Origin of the sequence: Rugamonas brunnea (genome assembly GCF_014042345.1) — a bacterium.
GTDB classification, from domain to species: Bacteria; Pseudomonadota; Gammaproteobacteria; order Burkholderiales; family Burkholderiaceae_D; genus Rugamonas; species Rugamonas brunnea.
In genome coordinates, this window is record NZ_JACEZT010000006.1 from 1 (window position 1) to 22015 (window position 22015).

Genomic DNA, 22015 nt, shown 5'->3' on the forward strand with positions numbered 1-22015 from the left:
CGCCTGGGCGGCGGCCTGGGCAGCGGCGGCCTCGGCCATGCGGCGCTCGGCGGCGATGCGCACGGCCGTGGCCGGATTAGGCGTCAGGCGCACCGTCAGCAAGCGCATCAGCGGGCGCAGCAGCAGCAGGTAGCCGAGCAGGGCGCCGACGGCGTACAGGATCCACGAGCTGAAGTCGACCACGTTGTCGCGTTCCTGCCACCACGGCGTCAGCGGCGCCTTGGGCGGGAAGTTCATGGCCGACACCACCAGCTGGTCGCCGCGTTCGGCGTCGATGCCCAGGCCATTGCGCAGGATCTTGTCGATGTTGGCGATCTCGGCGGGGCTCCAGCCGGTCTTGGGGAAGGGCGCGGCGGCCTGGGCCAGCACCACGGCCACGCTCAGCTTTTGCAGGCGGCCACGGCTGCGCTTGGTCTGGATGATGCTGCGGTCATACGCGTACTGGCGCGTGGTGGCGTTCTTGTGGGCCGTGCCATCGTTGGGCGGGGTGGTGTCGCCGGGCTTGGCGGCGGCGGCCGGGTCGGCGGCGGCCACCGGCGGCCGGTTCGACAGCGTGCCCGGCACGCCCATCACGAGGCGGTTGCGGTCCTGCTCCTCGCGCATCGCTTCGCTGGTGACCTTGGGATCGGCGCCGTATTTCTCCACCGTTTCCTCGACCTTGTCGTTGTCGACGGCGGCCGACACGGACAGGCGGAAATTATCCTCGCCAATGATGGGGCCCAGCAGGTTCTTGACGTTGGTCTTGACGTCGTCCTGGTAGCGTTTGCCGTTCTCGCCGCCAGAATTGGTGGCGTCGTAGCCTTCGCTCAGGTCCACGTGCGAGGACAGCAGGTTGCCGTTCTGGTCCACCAGGCTCACGCGCTGCGGGCTCAGGCTGGCCACGCTGCCGGCCACCATGTTGACGACGGCGGCGATGGCTTCGGGCGACATGGTGTGGCCGGGCTTGACGGCCACCACCACCGAGGCCGACGATTTCTCGCCGTCCGACGACACGAACGAGGTCGACTTGGCGATCGACAGGTGGACGCGGGCGTGGGCGATGGCGTCCAGCGTCATGATGGACTGCGCCAGTTCGCCTTCCAGGCCGCGCCGGAAGCGCACGTCCTGCACGAACTGCGACACGCCCAGCGGGTCGTTTTTGTCCATCAGTTCCAGCCCGGCCGGCAGCTGGGCCGTCACGCCCTTGGCCGCCAGCAGCATGCGCACCTTGCCCAGCATGCTGCCGGGCACCAGCACCTGGCCGCTGTCCGGATGCAAACGGTAGGGGATGTGGTCGGTGTCGAGCACGCTCATCATGTCGGACGCGGCCACCTTTTCGTGGGCGCCGAACACGGGCTTGTAGGACGACTGGTCGCTCCACAGGTACATCAGCACCATGGCCGTGATGCCGATGGCCAGCAGCAGCATCGGATACAGGTTCTTGAGCAGGGTGGGGGGGAGGGCAGGCGCCGGGTTGGCGCGCCAGCGCCCGAAGGCGGACTTGAGAGTGTCGATCACGTTGTGGCTTCCGCAGGCTTACAGGGGGAGTTTGATCAGTTCGTCGACGGCGCCCATCACCTTGTTGCGCACTTGCATCAACATGGAGAACGACAGGCTCGCTTCCTGGCTGGCCAGCATGGCGCCGACCAGGTCGTCGCTCTTGCCGGCGTCCACGTCGGACATGCGCTGGGCCGCCAGGCGGTCGTCGTCGTTGACCTTGCCGACCGCGTCATGCATGGTCTGGGCGAATGAGAAAGTGGGCTGGGCGTGGCCGCCGGCGAACTGGGCGGCCGGGGCGATCGTGGCCTGGGCCAGTTGGTCGGCCGCGTTGGTGAGTGACGCCAGGTCGGCCTGGATCAGGGTCGAGATCGTGTTACTCATCTTGCCACCTCCATTCGTGCAACGTTAGTCACGCATCGTTACCATAGCCAGAATGCCTGCCGGCAGCAAGCACCAAGTGAGCGGCCGTTGGACGGGCTCAGCTCCGGCGTGCTGCGCGTCCGGCGTCCGTGTCGCGCGCGCGTCGGACGGCTGGAAAGCGTGCGTCGGTTAAAGTCTGACATGGTGGCCGCACCGGCTGCCGGCCGCCATGATCGTCGCCTTGATTTTGCGTAGGGAACGGCGGCGCCGCGCCAGGCGGCCCGTCATTCCGTTTCTCTTGGGTAGAAACTATTCTTGCAAGGCAAATATCGTTATAAATCATCCATCAAGCGCCAATATGCGCGGTAATGGATGAGAAATTGCGGCTACCTTGCACAGGCTGCGCCAGCTTACCCGTCGGCAACTTTCCTGTAAAGCCCCCAGACGGATTAAAATATTGATCTATGGAAAGACTATGAAATATCATGTATCCTATGCTACCGAGATCGTCCTACTTAAAGTACGATATACCTGACAGCCGTTTTCCCCGGGGAAAGCGGGCTGGGCGCGCCGGCCCGCAGGCCGGCATGGGTGTGCTCCGACAAGACCACTAGAAGATGACCATGAAACAGACTGCGCCGTATCAAGTGCTCGACCCCTGCCTGCTGGGCCGGCCCGTGCATTTGCTGCACATCTTCGCGGCCCAGTTGCGCGACGACCTGGCCCAGGCCATGCGGCTCAACATGAACCGCCGCTACTGGGGTGCGTTCCAGGTGGAGGACGTGGCCTTCAGCCGGCTCGAAGGACATGAGCCGCGCACCCGCTGGCTCAGTTTCGCCGCGCCGGCCGGCAGCATCGCCTTCTCGCTCGAGCGCAAGGTACTGCTGAGCGTGCTCAACTTCCGCTATGGCCGCAACAAGAGCGAGGCCGCCGCGCCCATCGACGAGAGCGCGGTGCGGGTCACGGCCACCGAGGAGCGCCTCGCTGTGGTGCTGGGACAACAACTGGCCGGCACCCTGGCCGGGCGCATCGAGCTGAACCTGCCGGTGTCGGACAAGGCGGCGCTGGCGCCGGCCGACGAATTCAAGCCGGCCACGGGCAACCACCCGCCCAAGGGCACCTGGATCATCACCGTCACCGTCAGCGAAGGCGACGGCGAGGGGGCCAGCCGCGGCCGTTTCTGGTTCGCGCTCGACAAGAGCCTGATGGCCAGCGTGCTGCGCGGCCTGCTGCCCGAACGGGACCAGGCCAAGAAGAACAAGAGCGCCGGGCCGCTGGCCCAGCGTTTGCAAGTGGGGCTGCAAGGCCGGCTGGTGAGCAAGGAAGTGGCGCTGGGCAGCCTGTTCGACCTGCAGGTGGGCGACATCATCCCGATCAGCCTGCACCGAGCCGATGTCCTGCTCGACGATTCACGCCTGTTCACGGCGGCCGTAACGGAGCACAAGGGCAAACTCTGCTTAACCTCTTTTGAAGATGTCGAATGAACATGATGAATATGAACGCCAACACCCCGAGCGATGCCCTGCTGGAGGATTTGTCCGATGAGATGATCATCGACCAGGTCGGCGGCGAGCTGCACGATGTGCCCGAGCCCAAGCCGCGCCGCGACTTGCCGCAGATGATGCGCAAGATCCCCGTGACGCTGACGCTGGAAGTCGGCTCGGCCCGCATCTCGCTGCAGGAGCTGATGGCCATCGGCCCCGACAGCGTGGTGGAACTGGACGTGCTGGCCGGCGAGCCGCTGGTCATCAAGGTCAACGGCACGGCCATCGGCCGCGCGGAAGTGGTGGTGGCAGGCGAGAATTACGGGCTCAAAGTGATCGACCTGGATGGACTCAATCTCGACATGATGGCGCCATGACGTGGTGCCGGATGGGGCAGGAACGGGCGCGCCGGCATCGCCGGCCGCTGGCGGCCGCCGCTTTGTCGCTGTTCCTGCTGTGCTGCTGGGGGCCGGCCCAGGCCGTTGACCTGCTGGCCAATGTGGTGCCGGGGGCCAAGACCGAACTGACGGTCAAGACCCAGATCCTGATCATCATGACCTTGCTGGGCTTGCTGCCCGTGATGGTGATGATGATGACCAGCTTCACCCGCTTCGTCATCGTGCTGTCGCTGCTGCGCCAGGCGCTCGGTTTGCAGCAGGGCCTGCCCAACCGCATCATCACGGGTGTGGCCCTGATCCTCACGCTGCTGGTGATGCGCCCGATCGGCGACCAGGTGTGGACCGAAGCGTTCGTGCCCTACGACAAGGACAAGATCGGCCTGGAGGAGGCGCTCAAGATCGCCGAAAAGCCCGTGTCGCGCTTCATGCTGGCCCAGACCAGCAAGGCCGCGCTGGCCCAGATCGCCCACCTGGCCGGCGAGGACAAGGTGGCCACGCCGGCCGAGCACGCCTTCACCGTCAAGCTGGCCGCCTTCGTGCTGTCGGAACTGAAGACGGCGTTCCAGATCGGCTGCATGCTGTTCATCCCCTTCCTCGTGATCGACCTGGTGGTGTCGTCGGTGCTGATGGCGATGGGCATGATGATGCTGTCGCCGCTGGTCATTTCCCTGCCGTTCAAGCTGCTGCTGTTCGTGCTGGTCGATGGCTGGACCCTGACCGTCAACACGCTCGTGACGAGCATCCAGGCTTACTGACAGGCGGACCCCATGCTTACTCCTGAAGTCGCCGTCGATCTGGTCGTGGAAGCGCTGCACATCGTGATGCTGCTGGTGGTGCTGCTGGTGGTGCCTGGCCTGGTGACGGGCTTGCTGGTGGCGCTGGTGCAGGCGGCCACCCAGATCAACGAGCAAACCCTCAGTTTCCTGCCGCGCCTCCTGGTGACGCTGCTGGCCATCATCCTCATGGGACGCTGGATGTCGGGCTACCTGATGGATTTCTGCGTCTCCATCTTCCAGCGCGCCGCCACCCTGGTCGGCTAGCCGCCCCGCAAGCCCGATGGAACACCTCCTGGACCAGCTGCTGCCCATGCTCAACGCGCTGTGGTGGCCATTCTGCCGCGTGCTGGCCATGCTGACGGCCGTGCCGGTGCTGGGCGAGGCCGTCACGCCCGTCACGGTGCGCATCCTGGCCGCGCTGGTGCTGGCGATCCTGATGCTGCCGCTCACGCAAGGGGCGGCCGTGATCGACCCGCTGTCGCTGCAGGGCGTGCTGGCCACGTTCGAGCAAGCCATCATCGGCGGCGTGCTGGGGCTGGCGTTCCACTTCGCCATGTCGGTGATCGGCGTGCTCGGTTTCCTGGTGTCGTCGCAGGTCGGCTTTTCCATGGCCGTCATGAACGACCCCATGAACGGCCAGTCGTCGGACGTGGTGTCGGCCCTGCTGTCGGTGCTGGCCATCATCGTGTTCTTTTCCATCGATGGCCACCTGGTGGTGGCCGGCGTGATCGGGCAAAGCTTCAAGGCCTGGCCGCTGGGCCATGGCTACGGCCCGCTGCTGCTGCAAAGCGTGGCCTACAACGCGGCCTGGATCTTCTCGGCCGCCATGCTGCTGGCCATGCCCGTGGTGTTCTCGACGCTGGTGGTGCAGCTGGGCTTCGGTTTCCTGAACCGGGTGGCGCCCACGCTCAACCTGTTCGCGCTGGGCTTCTCCGTGATCACCCTGTTCGGCTTGCTGATGCTGGGCCAGGTGGTGCGCTTCATCCCCGAGCACTATGTGCGCATGACGGGCCAGGTACTGGAATTGATACGGCAACAGATGCAGGCGGCGGGCCATGGCTGAATCGAGCACCGGCGATAAAACAGAAAAGGCGTCACAGCAGAAGCTGAAGAAGTCGCGCCAGGAAGGGCAGGTGGTGCGCTCGCGCGACCTGTCGACGGCGATCGGCATCCTGGTCAGCCTGAAGCTGTTCGTCTACCTGCTGCCGTCGTATTTTCGCCAGTTCGAAGCGATCTTCCAGCTCGGCTTCGCGCCGCTGGGCAGCGCCGGCGCCATCGACAATGCCTTGTCGGTGGTGTTCGGCGAAGCCATGTGGCTGCTGGTACAGATGGTGCTGCCGCTGTTCGTGGTGCCGCTGTTCATCGTGCTGGGCGCCATGGTGCCGGGCGGCTGGGTGATCAGCATGAGCCACTGGGAACCGAAGCTTGAACGCCTGAGCCCGGCCGCCAACCTGGGCCGGCTGTTCTCGGCCAAGCATGGTTTTGAATTGCTGGTGTCGATCGGCAAGGCCAGCGTGCTGATCTGGGTGCTGGTGCACGTGGCCCGCTCCACGGTCAAGGATTACACCCAGCTCGAACACATGGCCATGGGCCAGGCCATGCTGGCCGGCTCCAGCCTGATGCTGGACGGCTTGATGTCGCTGGTGTCCGTGTTTATCATCTTCGCCGTGATCGACGTGCCGGCCCAGGCGTATTTCTTCGCCCGCAACCAGCGCATGAGCAAGCAGGACATGAAGGAGGAGCACAAGAGCAACGAAGGCCGGCCCGAGGTCAAGAACCGCATCCGCCAGTTGCAGCGCCAGCTGGCCCGGCGCAGCGCCCGCAAGACGGTGCCCACGGCCGACGTGGTGATCGTCAACCCCGAGCACTACGCCGTGGCCCTGAAGTACGACACCAGCAAGGCCGAGGCGCCCTACGTGGTGGCCAAGGGCGTGGACGAGATGGCGCTCTACATCCGCCAGCTGGCCGTCGAATTCAAGATCGAGGTGTTGCCGCTGCCGCCGCTGGCGCGCGCGATCTACAACACCAGCCAGGTCAACCAGCAGATCCCGGTGCAGTTGTACCAGGCCGTATCGCAGGTGTTGAACTACGTGCTGCAACTGCAGGCATTCCGTACTGGGCGGCGCGCCGTCCAGCCAGCATTCCCCAACGAGGTGGTCGTGCCACCTTCCATGAGTGAGGTTGTCCCGTCATGAATTTCCTGAACCGCCTGGTCGCCGAAGCGCGGCGCCACAAGTTCGCCACCCCGGCCTTCCTGATGGTGGTGCTGGCCATGATCATGCTGCCGCTGCCGCCGACGGTGCTCGACATCATGTTCACCTTCAACATCGTGCTGGCCCTGATCGTGATCCTGGTCAGCGTGACGGCAAGGCGGCCGCTGGACTTCTCGGTGTTCCCGACGGTGATCCTGGCCACCACCATGCTGCGGCTGACATTGAACGTGGCGTCCACGCGGGTGGTGCTGCTGCATGGCCATGAAGGCACGTCGGCGGCCGGCCTGGTGATCGAGGCGTTCGGCAAGGTCGTCATCGGCGGCAACTTCGTGGTCGGCATGGTGGTGTTCGTGATCCTGATGATCATCAACTTCGTGGTCGTCACCAAGGGCGCGGAGCGGATCTCGGAAGTGTCGGCCCGCTTCACGCTGGACGCGCTGCCCGGCAAGCAGATGGCGATCGACGCCGACCTCAACGCCGGCCTGATCAACCAGGAAAAAGCCCAGGCCCGCCGACTCGAAGTGGCGGCCGAGGCCGACTTCTACGGCGCCATGGACGGCGCCTCCAAGTTCGTGCGCGGCGACGCCGTGGCCAGCATCCTGATCCTGATCATCAACATGGTGGGCGGGGTGGCCATCGGCGCCCTGATGCACGATCTCAGCTTCGGCGACGCCTTCCGCCAGTACGCGCTGCTGACGATCGGTGACGGCCTGGTGGCCCAGATCCCGGCGCTGCTGCTGTCGGCCGCCGCCGCCATCCTGGTGACCCGCATCAGCGACGCCGGCGACTTCGAACAGCAGGTCGGCAGCCAGCTGCTGGCCTCGCCGCCGGTGATCCTGTCGGCGGCCGGCATGATGTTCGTGCTGGCCCTGGTGCCCGGCATGCCATGGGCCATGTTCCTCACGTTCTCGGCCGTGCTGGCCTACGTCGGTTACCGGCTCGGCCAGCGCGTCAAGCAACCGGAGACGGACGCGCTGGCCGCCATCGAGGCCGCGCTGCGCGAAGAGAAGGTGGCCGAGCTCGACTGGCACAGCCTGCCTGCCGTGCAGCCGCTGCAGGTGACGCTGGGCTACAAGCTGGTCAGCCTGATCGACAAGGCCCACGGCGAGCCGCTGGCCAAGCGCGTCAAGGGTGTGCGCCAGAGCCTGTCCGAAGCGATGGGCCTGCTGCTGCCGCCCATCACCGTGCGCGACGACCTGGGCCTGAAGCCGTCGCAGTACGCGGTGGTGCTGTCGGGCAGCGTGGTGGCCCAGGCCGAAGTGTTCCCGGACCGCTTGATGGCGATCCCGTCGCCCAATGTGTACGGCCAGATCGACGGCATCCCTGGCGTGGAGCCGGCCTACGGCATGCCCGTCACGTGGATCGAGCAGGGCGAGAAGGCCAACGCGCTGGGGCTGGGCTACCAGGTGGTGGAGGCGCCCAGCGCGATCGCCACCCACCTGTCCAAGCTGATCCGCGAATACCTGCCGGAACTGTTCCGCCACGAGGACGTGCCGGCCATGATGGACCGGCTGACGGCGCTGTCGCCCAAGCTGGCGGGCGCGCTCGACAAGGCGCTCACCCATACCCAGCTGCTGCGCGTGTTCCGCGTGCTGCTGGCCGAGAACGTGTCGCTCAAGGATATCGTGCCGATCGCCACCACCCTGGTCGACAGTTCCGAAACCACCAAGGACCCCATCCTGCTGGCGGCCGAAGTGCGCTGCGCGCTGCGGCGCCAGATCGTCACGGGCCTGTTCGGGCAGAAGACGGAGATGCAGGCCTTCAACCTCGGCGGCGAGCTGGAGAACATGCTGCTGGGCTCGCTGAACCAGGCCCGCCAGGGCGGCAAGGTGGTGCTGGACAACTATCCGATCGACCCGCACCTGCTGGCCCAGCTGCAGGTGAACATGCCGGTGGCGCGCGAGCAGATGAAACAGCAGGCCACGCCGCCACTGCTGCTGGTGTTGCCGCAGATCCGGCCGTTGCTGGCCCGTTACGCGCGCCTGTTCGCGCCCGGCCTGCACGTGTTGTCCTACAACGAGATTCCCGAGAACCGTGAAGTGAGCATCATCGGCACGGTGGGCTAGGCGCCGCAGGGCGCCCAACCGGGGTCAGGTCATACCATCAGGCAAGTTGCACGCAACTTGCCTGATGGTATGACCTGACCCCGGTTGACCGGTTTACAGTTCGTCCGGCGGCAGCGGGTGGGATAGCAGTACGGCCACTTCGGCCATGGCCTTGAACAGGGCCGGGGTGAGCGCGGCCAGCTGCGAGCGCTCGGGGTAGTGCTGGGCCGCCAGTGGAATTTCCCGCATCACGCGGCAGCGGATGATGGTCAGGCCGGACCGGCTGACCGTGGCGGCCAGTTGCGGCAGCATTTCGCGCATGTGCTGCAGGGCCGAACTCTGCTGCGCCCCCACTTCCAGCACCACGCCGCCACTGAGCGGTTCCATCTGGATCACGACCCGGCCGATGCCGGGCAACATCAGTTCCAGCCGCAGCGCGATGCGCGGTGCGCGCCGGCGCGGATGGTCGTCGTCCTGTTCCTGATCGCGGTTGACCACCCGTAACACCAGTTGTTCCGCGCCCCAGGCATAGACGGCGAAGCGCCATGGCTCCAGTTCCGTCACCAGCGGCGCGGCGCCGCGGCCTTCGCGCAGCACGGCCGGGGTGTGGTCGGCCATGAACAGGCTGGAGGGCACATGCTGTCCCTGGGCTTGCTCCTGCAGGGCGGCCCGCTGCTGGCCGTAGGTGTGCACCATGACCAGCCAGGAACTGGCCAGGCTGGCGGTGTCGGGCGGCGCCCACACCAGCTGGCGCGACAGGAACACCTGGTTGGGATGCATGGCGGCCGGATCGGCCGCGTTCGGGGTGTCGGCCGCCAGCTGGGCGGCCAGGGTGTCGAGCCCGGCGCGCGGCAGCGGCAGGCTTTCCGCCGTGTCGGTCAGCAATTCGACCGCGGCCGGCGTGACGGGCGCCAGCGGATAGTCGCCGCCGCCGTCGCCGCCGCTGGTCGCGCCCGTCTGCGACTGCGGCAGCGGGGTGGGGCGGTCGGGCACGCTCAGCGGTGCGGTGGTGGGGCCGATACGGTCAAATGCCATCGTGCTAACTCGGGTCTAGCGGACCAAAAAAAAGCCAACCGGATCGCCGGTTGGCTCCTGTTGCGCCTGCCCGCGAGGCGGGCAGGGCGGCGCTACGATTACTGCAGCAGGGACATCACCAGCGACGAGGTGCTGTTCGACTGCTTCAGCATCGCGGTACCGGCTTGCAGCAGCATCTGGCTCGAGGTCATGTTCGACGATTCGGTCGCGAAGTCGGTGTCCATGATACGGCCGGTTGCAGCCTTGGTGTTGGTCGAGATGTTCGACAAGTTGTTGTAGACGTGGTCCAGGCGGTTCGAGATCGCACCCAGCTTCGAACGCAGCGCGCCGACGGAGTCGATGGCGGTGGCCAGTTTGTCGATGGTGGCGTTGGCAGCCGCGCCGGTCTTGATTTCCGTGCCGCCGGTCGAGGCGACGCCGGTGGCGCCGTCGTATTCGGTGGTGGCGGCGGCCAGGTCGGTGTGCACCTGGGTCAGTTCGGTGGTCACGTCACCGCTCATTTTCTCGGACGAGCCGGCGCCGATCTGGAAGTCGACAGCGGTGGCCAGTTTGCCGGTGCCGTTGGTCAGCAGGGCGGTGCCGCCGAACTTGGTGTTGGTCATGATGTTGCTCAGTTCGCTCGTCAGCGAGTCGAATTCAGCTTGCATCGCGGTCTGGTCGTTGGTGGTCGACGAACCGTCGGCTGCCTGGGTGGCCAGGTCTTTCATGCGCATCAGGATGTTGGTGGTCTCGTCCAGTGCGCCTTCGCCCGTTTGCAGCATCGAGATCGAGTTCTGGGTGTTGCGCATGGCCACTGCCATACCGCTGGTCTGGGCTTTCAGACGGGTGGCGATCTGCAGGCCAGCGGCGTCGTCCATTGCCGAGTTGATGCGATAGCCGGTGCTCAGGCGGGTCTGCGACGTCGACAGGCTACCCTGGGTGCGGGTGATCGAGTTCTGGGCGGAAAGGGCCGCGGCGTTGGTGTGAAGGCTCAGCATGAAATTACTCCTGGTAGGTGGATTCAGTTCGGAGCATCGGACTCTTTGTGCTCTCCTAAGTACAAGACGACCGTTTCGGATGGGACATTAAATTCCATGTGGAAATTTTTTGAAAAATATTTGTAACCGGCGCCGCAGCGCACCGCCAGCGCCTCTCCACCCCGCGATTATGGGCGCTTTCGGCCGCTCGCGGCGGAAAAAAACAGCGCGGGGTGCAAGCACGCCGCGCTGTCTTTTTGGTAACTATGCCGCTTACATGTTCGGATAGTTGGGGCCGCCGCCGCCTTCCGGCGTGATCCAGACGATGTTCTGGGTCGGGTCCTTGATGTCGCAGGTCTTGCAGTGCACGCAGTTCTGGGCGTTGATCTGCAGGCGGTCCTGGCCTTCGTCGGTCTTGACGAATTCATACACGCCGGCCGGGCAGTAGCGCGATTCCGGACCGGCATATTTGCGCAGGTTGACGTCCACCGGCACGCTGGCGTTCTTCAGCGTCAGGTGGATCGGTTGATCTTCCGCATGGTTGGTGTTGGAAATGAACACCGACGACAGGCGGTCGAAGGTCAGCTTGCCGTCCGGCTTGGGATAGTTGATCGGCGCGAAGTCGGTGGCCGGCTTCAGGCATTCGTGGTCGGCGTGGCTGTGGTGCAGCGTCCACGGCGCCTTGCCACGGAACACGATCTGGTCGATGCCGGTCATCAGGGCGCCCACGTACAGGCCCATGTTCAGGTAAGGCTTGACGTTGCGGGCCACGTGCAGCTCTTCATGCAGCCACGACTGCTCGAAGGCGACCGGGTAGCTGACCAGCTCGTCGTGCTGGCGGTTCTCGCCCAGCGCCGCGAACACGGATTCGGCCGCCAGCATGCCGGACTTGATGGCCGCGTGCGAACCCTTGATGCGGCTCATGTTCAGGAAGCCGGCGTCGCAACCGATCAGTGCGCCGCCCGGGAACACCAGCTTGGGCAGCGATTGCAGGCCGCCGGCCGTGATCGCGCGGGCGCCGTAGGAAATGCGCTTGCCGCCTTCGAAGAAGCCGCGGATGGCCGGGTGGGTCTTGTAGCGCTGGAATTCCTCGTACGGCGACAGGTAGGGGTTGGCGTAGTTCAGGCCGACCACGTAGCCGACCATGACCTGGTTGTTTTCCAGGTGGTACAGGAAGGAGCCGCCGTAGGTTTTGCTGTCGAGCGGCCAGCCGGTGGTGTGGATCACCAGGCCGGGCTGGTGCTTGGCCGGGTCGATTTCCCACAGTTCCTTGATGCCGATGCCGTACGATTGCGGGTCCTTGCCCTTGTTCAGGTCGAACTTGGCCATCAGCTGCTTGCCCAGGTGGCCGCGCGCACCTTCGGCGAACAGCGTGTACTTGCCGTGCAGTTCCATGCCCAGCTGGAAGTCAGGGCCGGCTTCGCCGTCGCGCTTGACGCCCATGTTGCCGGTGGCCACGCCCTTGACGGAGCCATCATCGTTGTACAGCACTTCGGCGGCGGCGAAGCCGGGGAAGATTTCCACGCCCAGCGACTCGGCCTGCTGACCCAGCCAGCGCACCACGTTGCCGAGCGAGATCACGTAGTTGCCATGGTTCTCGAAGCAGGCCGGCAGCGCGAAGTTGGGCGTCTTGTAGGCTTTCTTTTCGGTCAGGAACAGCACGCGGTCTTCCGTCACCTCGGTGTTGAGGGGGGCGCCCAGTTCCTTCCAGTTGGGGATCAGCTCGGTCAGCGCTTTCGGGTCCATCACGGCGCCCGACAGGATGTGCGCGCCCAGTTCGCCGCCTTTTTCCAGCACGACGACGGACACTTCCTGGCCTTTTTCCGCAGCCATCTGCTTGATCTTGATGGCGGCCGACAAGCCGGCAGGGCCGCCGCCGACGATCACGACGTCATACTCCATCGCATCGCGTGGGCCGTACTGTTCAACTAGGGTTTGGGGCTGGGTCATGGTCTGTTCTTATGAGGAGGAGAGAGAAAATTTTAGCACGAGTGTGCTTCTTTTTGCTGCCGAATGCAACGCCGGCGACATTTTGAGGCACATTATTAGATGCTGCAATCTAATACTGGCAATTTGTGTAATGATTACGCCTGGACTGTGGACGCAGTCCGACACCACCAAACACAGGGAGCAGCTCGTGGGTATTGAAGTCAATTTTGAGGGAAAAATCGCGCTGATCACCGGCGCCTCCAGTGGCCTGGGCGCGCGTTTCGCCAAGGTGCTGGCCCAGGCCGGCGCCCAGGTCGTGCTAGCCTCGCGCCGTACCGAGCGGCTCAAGGAATTGCGGGCCGAGATCGAGGCCGACGGCGGCGCGGCCCACGTCGTGAGCCTGGACGTGACCGATTACGCCAGCATCAAATCGGCCATCGCCCACGCCGAGACGGAAGCGGGGCCGATCGACATCCTGGTCAATAATTCGGGTGTATCGACCACGCAACGGCTGGTCGACGTGACGCCGGAAGACTACGCCTTCATCATGGACACCAACTTGCGCGGCGCGTTTTTCGTGGCCCAGCAGACGGCCAAGCGCATGATCGCGCGCGCCAAGGGTGATCCAAAAAAACAACACCGCATCATCAACATCGCCTCCGTGGCCGGCTTGCGGGTGCTGCCGCAGATCGGCGTGTACTGCATGAGCAAGGCCGGCGTGGTGCAGATGACCAAGGCCATGGCGGTGGAATGGGGCAAGTACGGCATCAACACCAACGCCATCTGTCCCGGCTACATCTCGACCGAGATCAACGAGGATTATTTCGCCAGCGAGCAGGGCCAGAAGCTGATCAACATGCTGCCGCGCAAGCGCCCCGGCAAGCCCGAAGACCTCGACGGCCTGATGCTGCTGCTGGCCGGCGACGAGTCGCACTTCATCAACGGCGCCATCATCTCGGCCGACGACGGCATGCTGGCCATGTAATCAACAACCGGGGTCAGGTCATGCCTTCGCGCATGTTGTGCGATGGCATGACCTGACCCCGGTTTTTCTTGCGGGCTAGGCTTGCTGCAAGCCCACCAGCTTGTGCACCAGCTCCGACGAGGTGGCCGCGCCGAACTTGCGCATCAGCTTGGCGCGGTGCATCTCCACCGTGCGCGGGCTCAGGTCGACCTGGCGCGCGATGACCTTGCTGGTCTTGCCTTCGACCAGCAGGGCCGCGATTTCCCGCTCGCGCGCCGTCAGCTCTGCCGTCACCGGCCGCTTCTCGCTCACATCCTCGAACGTCCAGATGCCCGGCCCCAGCGGTTCGTTGGGCTTGAGCGCGTGGCCCGTCACGTGGCACCAGAACAGCTCATCGTTGGCGCGGCGCATGATGCGCTCGTCCGAATAACGGCCCCTGGCGTTCATGATGGGGATGATGCGGTCGCCCGTGCGCAGGAATTCATCCATGGTCGGATACAGGGCGCGGAACGACAAGCCTTGCAGCGCTTCGCGCGTATAGCCGAACATGGCGGCCAGCGCCTCGTTGCAGGCCTGGATCACGCGGTTCTCGGAAATGCACATGCCGACCGGCGCGTGCAGGAAGATCGTTTCGTAGTCGATGGCGGGCGGTACGTTCATGTGGGGCGTATCAACTCGGATGGTATCCAGACAGGGTAAAAAGGAGCACGGCGCGCCGGTAGTTCTACGGTATTGTGCTTTTGAAGGGCGTATTCTATGCTCCATACGCTCTTCGCACACTACAGCGAGCGACACAGCTTATCAAAAGAAAAGGGACACGTATGAATAAAGTTTATCCCGATGCCGCCGCCGCCCTGGCCGGTATCGTCCAGGATGGTCAAACCATCGCCGTCGGCGGCTTCGGCCTGTGCGGCATTCCCGAAGCCCTGATCGGCGCGCTGCGCGATTCCGGCGTGAAAGGCCTGACGGCCATTTCCAACAACGCCGGCGTGGACGGTTTCGGCCTGGGCCAGCTGCTCGAGACGCGCCAGATCCGCAAGATGATCTCGTCCTACGTGGGCGAGAACAAGGAATTCGCGCGCCAGTACCTGGCCGGCGAACTGGAACTGGAATTCACCCCGCAGGGCACGCTGGCCGAGAAGCTGCGCGCCGGCGGCGCCGGCATCCCGGCCTTCTTCACCAAGACCGGCGTGGGCACGATCGTGGCCGAAGGCAAGGAAATCCGTGAATTCGACGGCGAGACCTATGTGATGGAACGCAGCCTGGTGGCCGATGTGTCGCTGGTCAAGGCGTGGAAGGCCGACAAGGCCGGCAACCTGATCTTCCGCAAGACGGCCCGCAACTTCAACCCCAACGTGGCCATGGCCGGCAAGATCACCGTGGTGGAAGTGGAGCAACTGGTGGAGACGGGTGAGATCGACCCGGACCAGGTGCATCTGCCCAGCATTTTCGTGCACCGCATCGTCGTCAACGCGACGCCGGAAAAACGCATCGAACAGCGCACCGTGCGCGCCTGATGCGCGCGCCACCACAACAAGACGGAGATTACTATGGCATGGACTCGTGACGAAATGGCCGCGCGCGCGGCGAAGGAATTGCAGGACGGATTTTACGTGAACCTGGGCATCGGCCTGCCCACGCTGGTGGCCAACTACGTGCCCAGCAATATCGAAGTGTTCCTGCAATCGGAAAACGGCTTGCTGGGCATCGGTCCGTTCCCGACCGACGCGGAAGTGGACGCCGACCTGATCAACGCCGGCAAGCAGACCGTGACGGCCTTGCCCGGCGCGGCCTACTTCAGCTCGGCCGACTCGTTCGGCATGATCCGCGGCGGCAAGATCAACCTGGCCATCCTGGGCGCGATGCAAGTGTCCGAACATGGCGACCTGGCCAACTGGATGATTCCAGGCAAGATGGTCAAGGGCATGGGCGGGGCGATGGACCTGGTGGCCGGCGTCAAGCGCGTCGTGGTGCTGATGGAACACGTGGCCACGGCCAAGGACGGCAGCACCTCGCACAAGCTGCTCAAGCATTGCGACCTGCCGCTGACGGGCGTGGGCGTGGTCGACCTGATCATCACCGACCTGGGCGTGATGGAAGTGACCAGCAAGGGCTTGAAGCTGACCGAACTGGCGCCTGGCGTCACCAAGGAGCAGATCCAGGCCGCGACGGGCGTGGAGCTGGATATGTCGGCCGTGTAAGCGGTCTGGCAGGAAGGAAAACAACACGGCGCGCCCTGGGCGCGCCGTGTTGTTTTCTGCGTTGGGAAATTGCCCAATAAAAAGGCCCCACACCTTGCGGTGCGGGGCCATGCCGTTGAAGCGGCGGAGGATCAGTGCTGGGCGACTTTCACGCCGTCTTCGCCATAGGCGGGGTAGGCGGCCGAACCGGGGTTGGCCAGTTCCGCTTTCAGGCGGTCATGGTCCAGTTCTTTTTCCCAGTTCGACACCACCACGGCGGCCACGCCATTGCCCACGAAGTTGGTCAGGGCGCGGCATTCGCTCATGAAGCGGTCGATGCCCAGGATCAGCGCCATGCCGGCCACCGGGATGGTGGGCACCACGGCCAGCGTGGCGGCCAGGGTGATGAAGCCGGCGCCGGTGATGCCGGACGCGCCTTTCGAGGTCAGCATGGCCACGCCGAGGATGGTCAGTTCCTGCATCAGGGTCAGGTCGGTGTTGGTGGCCTGGGCCACGAACAGGGCCGCCATCGTCATGTAAATATTGGTACCGTCCAGGTTGAACGAGTAGCCGGTGGGAACCACCAGGCCGACCACGGACTTGGAGCAGCCCAGTTTTTCCAGCTTGGTCATCAGCGAGGGCAGGGCGCTTTCTGACGAGGAGGTGCCCAGCACGATCAGCAGTTCTTCCTTGATGTAGAGGATGAAGCGGCCGATCGAGAAACCGGTCAGCTTGGCCACCGTGCCGAGCACGATGAACACGAACAGGCCGCAAGTGAGGTAGAACGAACCCATCAGCTTGGCCAGCGGCAGCAGCGAGGCGATGCCGTATTTGCCGATGGTGAAGGCCATGGCGCCAAACGCACCAATAGGGGCGACTTTCATGATGATGTTGACCATGCCGAAGATGGCCGTGGCGATCTCGTCGATCAGGCGGGTCACGGCCTTGCCCTTTTCGCCCATGATGGACAGCGCGAAGCCGAACAGGATGGCCACCAGCAGCACTTGCAGGATCTCACCCTTGGCGAACGCATCGACCAGCGTGTTGGGGATGATGTTCATGATGAAGTCGACGGTCGACTGCGACTTGGCCTTGGTGGTGAATTCCGCGATGGCCTTGGTGTCGAGCGTGGCGGGGTCGGCGTTGAAGCCGGCGCCCGGGCGCAGGATGTTGGCCACGAACAGGCCGATCACGAGGGCGAAGGTGGACACCACCTCGAAGTACAGCAGCGCCTTGCCGCCCACGCGGCCCACTTTCTTGACGTCCTGCATGCCGGCGATCCCGGACACGACGGTGCAGAAGATCACCGGGGCGATGATCATCTTGATCAGCTTGATGAAGCCGTCTCCCAGCGGCTTCATAGCGACGGCGTTGGCGGGCAGGAAGTAGCCCAGCAACACGCCGCAGGCGATCGCAAACAGCACCTGCACGTATAGTATTTTATAAAACGGCTTTTTCACGGTGACTCCTCGTGGCGGGTAATTTGAGGATTCCATGATGGATGAAAGGTTCAGTTATCACTATTGTGGTTAACCGCAAATCAGCGCGGTGATAACTGGGGGAGGGCGGGCTGTGGCGTGGCTGCCACGGTGGGGGAAATCGGTGGGCGGCGGCGGGAAAGTCACACCAGGGCCAGGCGCGCCGGCCTGGCCCTCGCTGCGCCAGGGCTTGCGCCCTGTTGCGGCGGCTTACTGGGCCACCCAGCCGCCATCCATATTCCAGGTCGCGCCGCGCACCTGGCGCGCCGCGTCGCTGCACAGGAACACGGCCATCGCGCCCAGTTCCTCGGGGGTGACGAATTCGCCCGACGGCTGCTTGTCGGCCAGCAGCGCGCGCTTGGCGTCCTCGTTGCTCAGGCCATCCTTGGCGGCGCGCGCGTCGACCTGCTTCTGCACCAGCGGGGTCAGCACCCAGCCCGGGCAGATGGCGTTGACGGTGATGCCGGTGGTGGCCGTCTCCAGCGCCGTCACCTTGGTCAGGCCCAGCAGGCCGTGCTTGGCCGCCACGTAGGCCGATTTCTGCTCCGAGCCCACCAGGCCGTGCACCGAGGCCAGGTTGATGATGCGGCCCCAGTTTTTCGCGCGCATGCCCGGCAGCGCCAGGCGCGTGGTGTGGAAGGCCGAGGTCAGGTTGATGGCGATGATGGCGTCCCATTTCTCGACCGGGAAGTCCTCGACCTTGGCCACATACTGGATGCCGGCATTGTTAACCAGCACGTCCACGCCGCCGAACTTGTCGGCCGCGAACGCCATCATGGCTTCGATTTCGGCCGGTTTCGACATGTCGGCGTTGTGGTAGGCCGTCTTGATCTGGAATTCGCGGGCCACGTCGGCCTGCAGTTTGTCGATCTCGGCCGCGTCGCCGAAACCGTTGAATACGATGTTGGCGCCTTCCGCGGCCAGCGCGCGCGCCATGCCCAGGCCGATGCCGGAGGTGGAGCCGGTGACCAGTGCGGTTTTGCCTGCCAGGAGTGTGCTTGCCATGATGTCCTCTGTGATAAAAGTTCGCGGGTTGGTGGTCTGGAGCATGCTGCGCTACACTGCGGTAAGATTTTTAGCGCAACGCCCGGTAAAATGTGATCTGCCGTCATCATTACATAAAAATCCACCTGCGGTATTTGGAAACGAATCCGCATTTGACAAGGAAGTGGCATGTTCGAAGCAAAATTGAAGTCTGTTCAGTGCCTGTCCATGGCCGGCCTGCATCACATGGCGTACAAGGAATGGGGCGCGGCGGACAATCCGAACGTGCTGGTGTGCGTGCACGGCGTGACCCGGGTGTCGGACGACTTCGACGCCATGGCGCGCGCGCTGGCCGCCGACTATCGTGTGATCTGCCCCGACGTGGTGGGCCGCGGCCGTTCGGGCCGGCTGCGCAATCCGCAGCTGTATGTGATTCCCCAGTACGTGAGCGACATGGTCACGCTGCTGGCCCGCGTGCTGGCCAATAACGAGCGCCAGAGCGTGGACTGGTTCGGCACCTCGATGGGCGGCCTGATCGGCCTGGGCCTGGCTTCGCTGCCGGGCAACCCCATCGGCCGCCTGATCCTGAACGACATCGGCCCCTCGCTGGAAGCGCCGGCCCTGCAGCGCATCGGCGACTACATCGGCCAGGATTTGCGCTTCCCCACGTTCGAGGATGGCGCGCGCTTCGTGCGCGACGTCTCGCTCACCTTTGGCCCGCACACCGAGGCCGAGTGGCACAAGCTGGCGGCCGACGTGCTGCGCCAGGACAAGGATGGCATGTGGGTGCGCCATTACGACATGGGCCTGGCCCAGCCGTTCCGTTCCGCCACGCCCGAATCGGTGGCGGCCGACCAGGCGATGCTGTGGAACTCCTACGACGCAATCACTTGCCCGACCCTGCTGATCCGTGGCGGCGAATCGGACCTGCTGTCGCGCGCCACGGCCGAGATCATGACGCAGCGCGGCCCGCGCGCCACGCTGGTGGAAGTGCCGGGCGTGGGCCACGCGCCCACCTTCGTGCACGATGACCAGATCGCCATCGTCAAGCAATTCTTACTGAACAAATAACCTGCAACAAGAACCGAGAATCATGGAAATCAAACGACTGCATGTGGGCAAACGCCTGTCCGAAGTGGCGATCCACAACAACACCGTCTACCTGGCCGGCCAGGTGGCGGACGACAAGACGCAGGACATCAACGGCCAGATGCGCGAAGTGCTGGGCCATATCGACCGCTTGCTGGACGAGGCCGGCAGCGACAAGACCTGCATCCTGAGCTGCCAGATCTACCTGAGCGACCTGGCCAACTTCGCCGGCATGAACGAGGAGTGGGACGCCTGGGTGGCCCATGGCCACACGCCGCCACGCGCCACCGTGCAGGCGCAACTGGCCGACCCGGCCTGGCTGGTGGAAGTGGTCGTCGTCGCCGCAGTGCGTTAGGCGGCATATGGTTTCTATCGCAGCGCTCAATAGCGCAACGTCGGACCAGCTGGTGCAAGGCCTGTCGGCCGACGATGGCGCGCGCGTGCTCGCCGCGCTCGACGTGGCCAGCGCGGCCTATGGCGACCGGCTGTGCAGCAGCGGCCAGCCGGCCTTCGAGTTTTCCGTCGGCGTGGCCGGCACGCTGGCCTTCCTGCGCACGGACGCGGAAACCCGCATCGCCGGCCTGATGTTCGAGCTTACCATGCTCGACCCCACGACGGCGCCCACCATCGAGCCGCGCTTCGGCAAGGAAGTGTGCGACCTGGTGTCCGGCGTGCGCCAGCTGATCCGGCTGCGCGAGCTGACGCGCGGCCAGAAGGACACGGGCGGCCGCGGCAAGAACGCGGCCCAGCTGGCCGTGGCCCAGGTGGAAACGCTGCGCAAGATGCTGCTGGCCATGGCCAGCGACATGCGCGTGGTGCTGGTGCGCCTGGCTTCGTGCGTGACCACCTTGCGCTACTTCGCCGACATCAAGCTGTTCAACGAGGCCACGCGCGCCTACGGCCGCGAAACGCTGGACCTGTACGCGCCGCTGGCCAACCGGCTTGGCATCTGGCAGCTCAAGTGGGAGCTGGAGGACTTGTCGTTCCGCTTCATCGAGCCGGAAACGTACAAGCGCATCGCCAAGATGCTGGAAGAAAAGCGCATGATGCGCGAAGGCTTCGTGACCTCGGCCATCGCCCGGCTGCAGGCGGAGATGAAGGCGGCGGGCATCCAGGCCGAAGTGTTCGGCCGGCCCAAGCATATCTACAGCATCTGGAACAAGATGCGCGGCAAGGAGCTCGACTTCACCGACCTGTACGACGTGCGCGCGTTCCGCGTGATCGTGGCCGACGTCAAGACCTGCTACACGGTGCTGGGCGTGGTGCACAACATCTGGACCCCGATCCCGAAAGAGTTCGACGACTACATCTCCCGCCCCAAGCCCAATGGCTACCAGTCGCTGCACACGGTGGTGACGGCCGAGGATGGCCGGCCGCTGGAAGTGCAGATCCGCACCCAGGAAATGCACAACTTCGCCGAGTACGGCGTGGCCGCCCACTGGCGCTACAAGGAGGAGGGCGGTTCCAACTTCGCCGGCCAGAAGTACGACGAGAAGATCGCCTGGCTGCGCCAGCTGCTGGCGTGGAAGACCGACGTGGCGGACGCCGTCGTGGGCCAGGAGGAAACCCAGCGCGAGTGGGTGGAAAAACTGAAGGCGGCGGCGCTGGATGACCGTATCTTCGTGCTCACGCCGCAGGCGCGCGTGCTGGAGTTGCCGGTGGGCGCCACGCCGATCGACTTCGCCTACCACCTGCACAGCGATGTGGGACACCGTTGCCGTGGCGCGCGCGTCGATGGCGTGATGGTGCCGCTCAACACGCCGCTCCGGAACGGCCAGACCTGCGAGATCATCACGGCCAAGGGTGCGCCCGGCACGGCCGGCCCGTCGCGCGACTGGCTCAACCCGGACTACACGGTCAGCAGCCGCACGCGCTCCAAGATCCGGGCCTGGTTCCACGCGATCGATATCCAGGAAACCGTGTCCAACGGCCGCGCGCTGGTGGAAAAATCGTTGCAGCGGGAAGGCAAGACGGCCGTCAACCTGGAGGCGCTGGCGCAAAAGCTGGGTTTCGCCAAGGTGGACGACCTGTTCCTGCAGGTCGGCAAGGATTTGTTCAGCCTGCGGCACGTGGAAGCGGCCTTGCACGAGCAGGCCGAGCCGGCGGAACCGGAAGATGCGGTGGTGCTGGGCAAGAGCCGCGCCTCGAGCGTGGAGCAGGGCGCCAAGTCGGGCGTGCTGGTGGTGGGCACGGACGGCCTGATGACGCAGCTGGCCAAGTGCTGCAAGCCGGCGCCGCCGGACGGTATCGTCGGTTTCGTCACGCGCGGCAAGGGGGTGTCGATCCACCGCGCCACCTGCAAGAACTTCGCCGAGATGCGGGCCAAGGCGCCCGAACGGGTGATCGTCACGGAATGGGGGCGGGCCGAGCGCGATACCGTGTATCCGGTCGATATCTTTATCCTGGCGGGCGACCGCCAGGGCCTGCTGCGCGACATTTCCGAGATCTTCTCGCGCGAGAAGATCAACGTGATCGGCGTGAACACCCAGTCCGCCAAGGGACAGGCGCGCATGACGTTCACGGCCGAAATCGGCTCGACGGCGCAATTGCAGAAGGCGCTGTTGTCCATCACGGAAGTGAGCGGCGTGCTCGAAGCGCGCCGGGCCTGAGGCCGCCGACGCGGCCATGCGCCGGCACGGCGCCCA

General features: G+C 64.8%; 21 protein-coding genes. 13 read left to right on the forward strand and 8 right to left on the reverse strand.

The features are described from left to right. Nucleotides 1-1497 (reverse strand): flagellar basal-body MS-ring/collar protein FliF (gene fliF, locus H3H37_RS10570; protein WP_182162174.1); only part of this gene is annotated, 1497 nt, incomplete at its 3' end. Between the two features lie 18 nt (nt 1498-1515). Then, entirely contained in the window at nt 1516-1860 is a 345-nt protein-coding gene (gene fliE / locus H3H37_RS10575) for a flagellar hook-basal body complex protein FliE (protein WP_182162176.1), read from the reverse strand. 602 nt (nt 1861-2462) lie between these two features. Between fliE and H3H37_RS10580 the strand changes: the two genes are divergently transcribed. From H3H37_RS10580 to H3H37_RS10610, 7 genes are read left to right on the forward strand one after another with little or no spacing between them, the layout of a single operon-like run. Beyond that, entirely contained in the window at nt 2463-3323 is an 861-nt protein-coding gene (locus tag H3H37_RS10580; RefSeq protein ID WP_182162178.1) for a FliM/FliN family flagellar motor switch protein, read from the forward strand. Between the two features lie 2 nt (nt 3324-3325). Further along, the gene (locus H3H37_RS10585; RefSeq protein ID WP_182162639.1) at nt 3326-3700 is read left to right on the forward strand and encodes a FliM/FliN family flagellar motor switch protein; all 375 of its coding nucleotides are present in this window, start codon (nt 3326-3328) and stop codon (nt 3698-3700) included. Then, on the forward strand, nt 3697-4476 hold the full coding sequence (fliP, locus tag H3H37_RS10590; protein WP_182162180.1) for a flagellar type III secretion system pore protein FliP: 780 nt from the start codon (nt 3697-3699) through the stop codon (nt 4474-4476). The genes H3H37_RS10585 and fliP overlap by 4 nt, the downstream gene beginning before the upstream one ends. Nucleotides 4477-4488: 12 nt before the next feature. After that, nucleotides 4489-4761 (forward strand): flagellar biosynthesis protein FliQ, encoded by a 273-nt coding sequence (gene fliQ / locus H3H37_RS10595; RefSeq protein WP_182154793.1) that lies wholly within the window; start codon nt 4489-4491, stop codon nt 4759-4761. Nucleotides 4762-4777: 16 nt separating this feature from the next. Continuing rightward, nucleotides 4778-5560 carry a flagellar biosynthetic protein FliR gene (locus tag H3H37_RS10600; protein ID WP_182162183.1) on the forward strand — a complete coding sequence of 261 codons (783 nt, stop codon included), beginning with the start codon at nt 4778-4780 and terminating at the stop codon, nt 5558-5560. After that, nucleotides 5553-6692: an EscU/YscU/HrcU family type III secretion system export apparatus switch protein gene (locus tag H3H37_RS10605; protein WP_182162185.1), complete on the forward strand. Its 1140-nt coding sequence runs from the start codon at nt 5553-5555 to the stop codon at nt 6690-6692. Before H3H37_RS10600 ends, H3H37_RS10605 begins: the two co-directional genes overlap by 8 nt. Beyond that, nucleotides 6689-8776: a flagellar biosynthesis protein FlhA gene (locus tag H3H37_RS10610; RefSeq protein WP_182162187.1), complete on the forward strand. Its 2088-nt coding sequence runs from the start codon at nt 6689-6691 to the stop codon at nt 8774-8776. The genes H3H37_RS10605 and H3H37_RS10610 overlap by 4 nt, the downstream gene beginning before the upstream one ends. A 93-nt stretch (nt 8777-8869) precedes the next feature. On the opposite strand, the gene H3H37_RS10615 is transcribed toward H3H37_RS10610, so the two are convergent. The 3 genes from H3H37_RS10615 to H3H37_RS10625 form a co-directional block, all read right to left on the reverse strand. Continuing rightward, a complete protein-coding gene (locus tag H3H37_RS10615) occupies nt 8870-9790 on the reverse strand; it encodes a hypothetical protein (protein WP_182162189.1) in 921 nt (306 codons plus the stop codon). A 98-nt stretch (nt 9791-9888) separates the two neighbouring features. Then, on the reverse strand, nt 9889-10767 hold the full coding sequence (locus H3H37_RS10620) for a flagellin N-terminal helical domain-containing protein (RefSeq protein WP_182162191.1): 879 nt from the start codon (nt 10765-10767) through the stop codon (nt 9889-9891). A gap of 252 nt (nt 10768-11019) precedes the next feature. Beyond that, a complete protein-coding gene (locus tag H3H37_RS10625; protein WP_375539996.1) occupies nt 11020-12648 on the reverse strand; it encodes an electron transfer flavoprotein-ubiquinone oxidoreductase in 1629 nt (542 codons plus the stop codon). A gap of 235 nt (nt 12649-12883) precedes the next feature. On the opposite strand from H3H37_RS10625, the gene H3H37_RS10630 reads away from it, so the two are divergent. Next, on the forward strand, nt 12884-13660 hold the full coding sequence (locus tag H3H37_RS10630) for an SDR family oxidoreductase (RefSeq protein ID WP_182162195.1): 777 nt from the start codon (nt 12884-12886) through the stop codon (nt 13658-13660). Nucleotides 13661-13735: 75 nt separating this feature from the next. Here H3H37_RS10630 and H3H37_RS10635 read toward each other — a convergent pair whose 3' ends face one another. Further along, the gene (locus tag H3H37_RS10635) at nt 13736-14299 is read right to left on the reverse strand and encodes a PAS and helix-turn-helix domain-containing protein (RefSeq protein ID WP_182162197.1); all 564 of its coding nucleotides are present in this window, start codon (nt 14297-14299) and stop codon (nt 13736-13738) included. A gap of 161 nt (nt 14300-14460) precedes the next feature. Between H3H37_RS10635 and H3H37_RS10640 the strand changes: the two genes are divergently transcribed. Together H3H37_RS10640 and H3H37_RS10645 are read left to right on the forward strand one after the other, a co-directional pair. Further along, nucleotides 14461-15156, forward strand: a complete 696-nt coding sequence (locus H3H37_RS10640) for a CoA transferase subunit A (protein WP_182162199.1) — start codon at nt 14461-14463, stop codon at nt 15154-15156. A gap of 33 nt (nt 15157-15189) precedes the next feature. Then, complete coding sequence (locus tag H3H37_RS10645) at nt 15190-15840, forward strand: CoA transferase subunit B (RefSeq protein ID WP_182162201.1); 651 nt, start codon at nt 15190-15192, stop codon at nt 15838-15840. A 131-nt stretch (nt 15841-15971) separates the two neighbouring features. Here H3H37_RS10645 and H3H37_RS10650 read toward each other — a convergent pair whose 3' ends face one another. Then, entirely contained in the window at nt 15972-17279 is a 1308-nt protein-coding gene (locus tag H3H37_RS10650) for a dicarboxylate/amino acid:cation symporter (RefSeq protein ID WP_182162203.1), read from the reverse strand. A gap of 228 nt (nt 17280-17507) precedes the next feature. Continuing rightward, the gene (locus H3H37_RS10655) at nt 17508-18302 is read right to left on the reverse strand and encodes a 3-hydroxybutyrate dehydrogenase (protein WP_182162205.1); all 795 of its coding nucleotides are present in this window, start codon (nt 18300-18302) and stop codon (nt 17508-17510) included. Nucleotides 18303-18470: 168 nt separating this feature from the next. Between H3H37_RS10655 and H3H37_RS10660 the strand changes: the two genes are divergently transcribed. The 3 genes from H3H37_RS10660 to H3H37_RS10670 are packed head-to-tail and all read left to right on the forward strand — an operon-like array spanning nt 18471 to nt 21979. Then, a complete protein-coding gene (locus H3H37_RS10660) occupies nt 18471-19352 on the forward strand; it encodes an alpha/beta fold hydrolase (RefSeq protein WP_182162207.1) in 882 nt (293 codons plus the stop codon). Between the two features lie 22 nt (nt 19353-19374). Next, nucleotides 19375-19725 (forward strand): RidA family protein, encoded by a 351-nt coding sequence (locus H3H37_RS10665; RefSeq protein WP_182162209.1) that lies wholly within the window; start codon nt 19375-19377, stop codon nt 19723-19725. A 7-nt stretch (nt 19726-19732) separates the two neighbouring features. Then, a complete protein-coding gene (locus H3H37_RS10670; protein WP_182162211.1) occupies nt 19733-21979 on the forward strand; it encodes a RelA/SpoT family protein in 2247 nt (748 codons plus the stop codon). Nucleotides 21980-22015 lie beyond the last annotated feature (36 nt).

Bases quoted from the DNA above. Each gene is read 5' to 3' on its own strand.
- fliE (WP_182162176.1), bottom strand. From the start codon at position 1,860: ATGAGTAACACGATCTCGACCCTGATCCAGGCCGACCTGGCGTCACTC.
- H3H37_RS10580 (WP_182162178.1), top strand. From the start codon at position 2,463: ATGAAACAGACTGCGCCGTATCAAGTGCTCGACCCCTGCCTGCTGGGC.
- H3H37_RS10585 (WP_182162639.1), top strand. From the start codon at position 3,326: ATGATGAATATGAACGCCAACACCCCGAGCGATGCCCTGCTGGAGGAT.
- fliP (WP_182162180.1), top strand. From the start codon at position 3,697: ATGACGTGGTGCCGGATGGGGCAGGAACGGGCGCGCCGGCATCGCCGG.
- fliQ (WP_182154793.1), top strand. From the start codon at position 4,489: ATGCTTACTCCTGAAGTCGCCGTCGATCTGGTCGTGGAAGCGCTGCAC.
- H3H37_RS10600 (WP_182162183.1), top strand. From the start codon at position 4,778: ATGGAACACCTCCTGGACCAGCTGCTGCCCATGCTCAACGCGCTGTGG.
- H3H37_RS10605 (WP_182162185.1), top strand. From the start codon at position 5,553: ATGGCTGAATCGAGCACCGGCGATAAAACAGAAAAGGCGTCACAGCAG.
- H3H37_RS10610 (WP_182162187.1), top strand. From the start codon at position 6,689: ATGAATTTCCTGAACCGCCTGGTCGCCGAAGCGCGGCGCCACAAGTTC.
- H3H37_RS10615 (WP_182162189.1), bottom strand. From the start codon at position 9,790: ATGGCATTTGACCGTATCGGCCCCACCACCGCACCGCTGAGCGTGCCC.
- H3H37_RS10620 (WP_182162191.1), bottom strand. From the start codon at position 10,767: ATGCTGAGCCTTCACACCAACGCCGCGGCCCTTTCCGCCCAGAACTCG.
- H3H37_RS10625 (WP_375539996.1), bottom strand. From the start codon at position 12,648: ATGGAGTATGACGTCGTGATCGTCGGCGGCGGCCCTGCCGGCTTGTCG.
- H3H37_RS10635 (WP_182162197.1), bottom strand. From the start codon at position 14,299: ATGAACGTACCGCCCGCCATCGACTACGAAACGATCTTCCTGCACGCG.
- H3H37_RS10640 (WP_182162199.1), top strand. From the start codon at position 14,461: ATGAATAAAGTTTATCCCGATGCCGCCGCCGCCCTGGCCGGTATCGTC.
- H3H37_RS10645 (WP_182162201.1), top strand. From the start codon at position 15,190: ATGGCATGGACTCGTGACGAAATGGCCGCGCGCGCGGCGAAGGAATTG.
- H3H37_RS10655 (WP_182162205.1), bottom strand. From the start codon at position 18,302: ATGGCAAGCACACTCCTGGCAGGCAAAACCGCACTGGTCACCGGCTCC.
- H3H37_RS10660 (WP_182162207.1), top strand. From the start codon at position 18,471: ATGTTCGAAGCAAAATTGAAGTCTGTTCAGTGCCTGTCCATGGCCGGC.
- H3H37_RS10665 (WP_182162209.1), top strand. From the start codon at position 19,375: ATGGAAATCAAACGACTGCATGTGGGCAAACGCCTGTCCGAAGTGGCG.
- H3H37_RS10670 (WP_182162211.1), top strand. From the start codon at position 19,733: ATGGTTTCTATCGCAGCGCTCAATAGCGCAACGTCGGACCAGCTGGTG.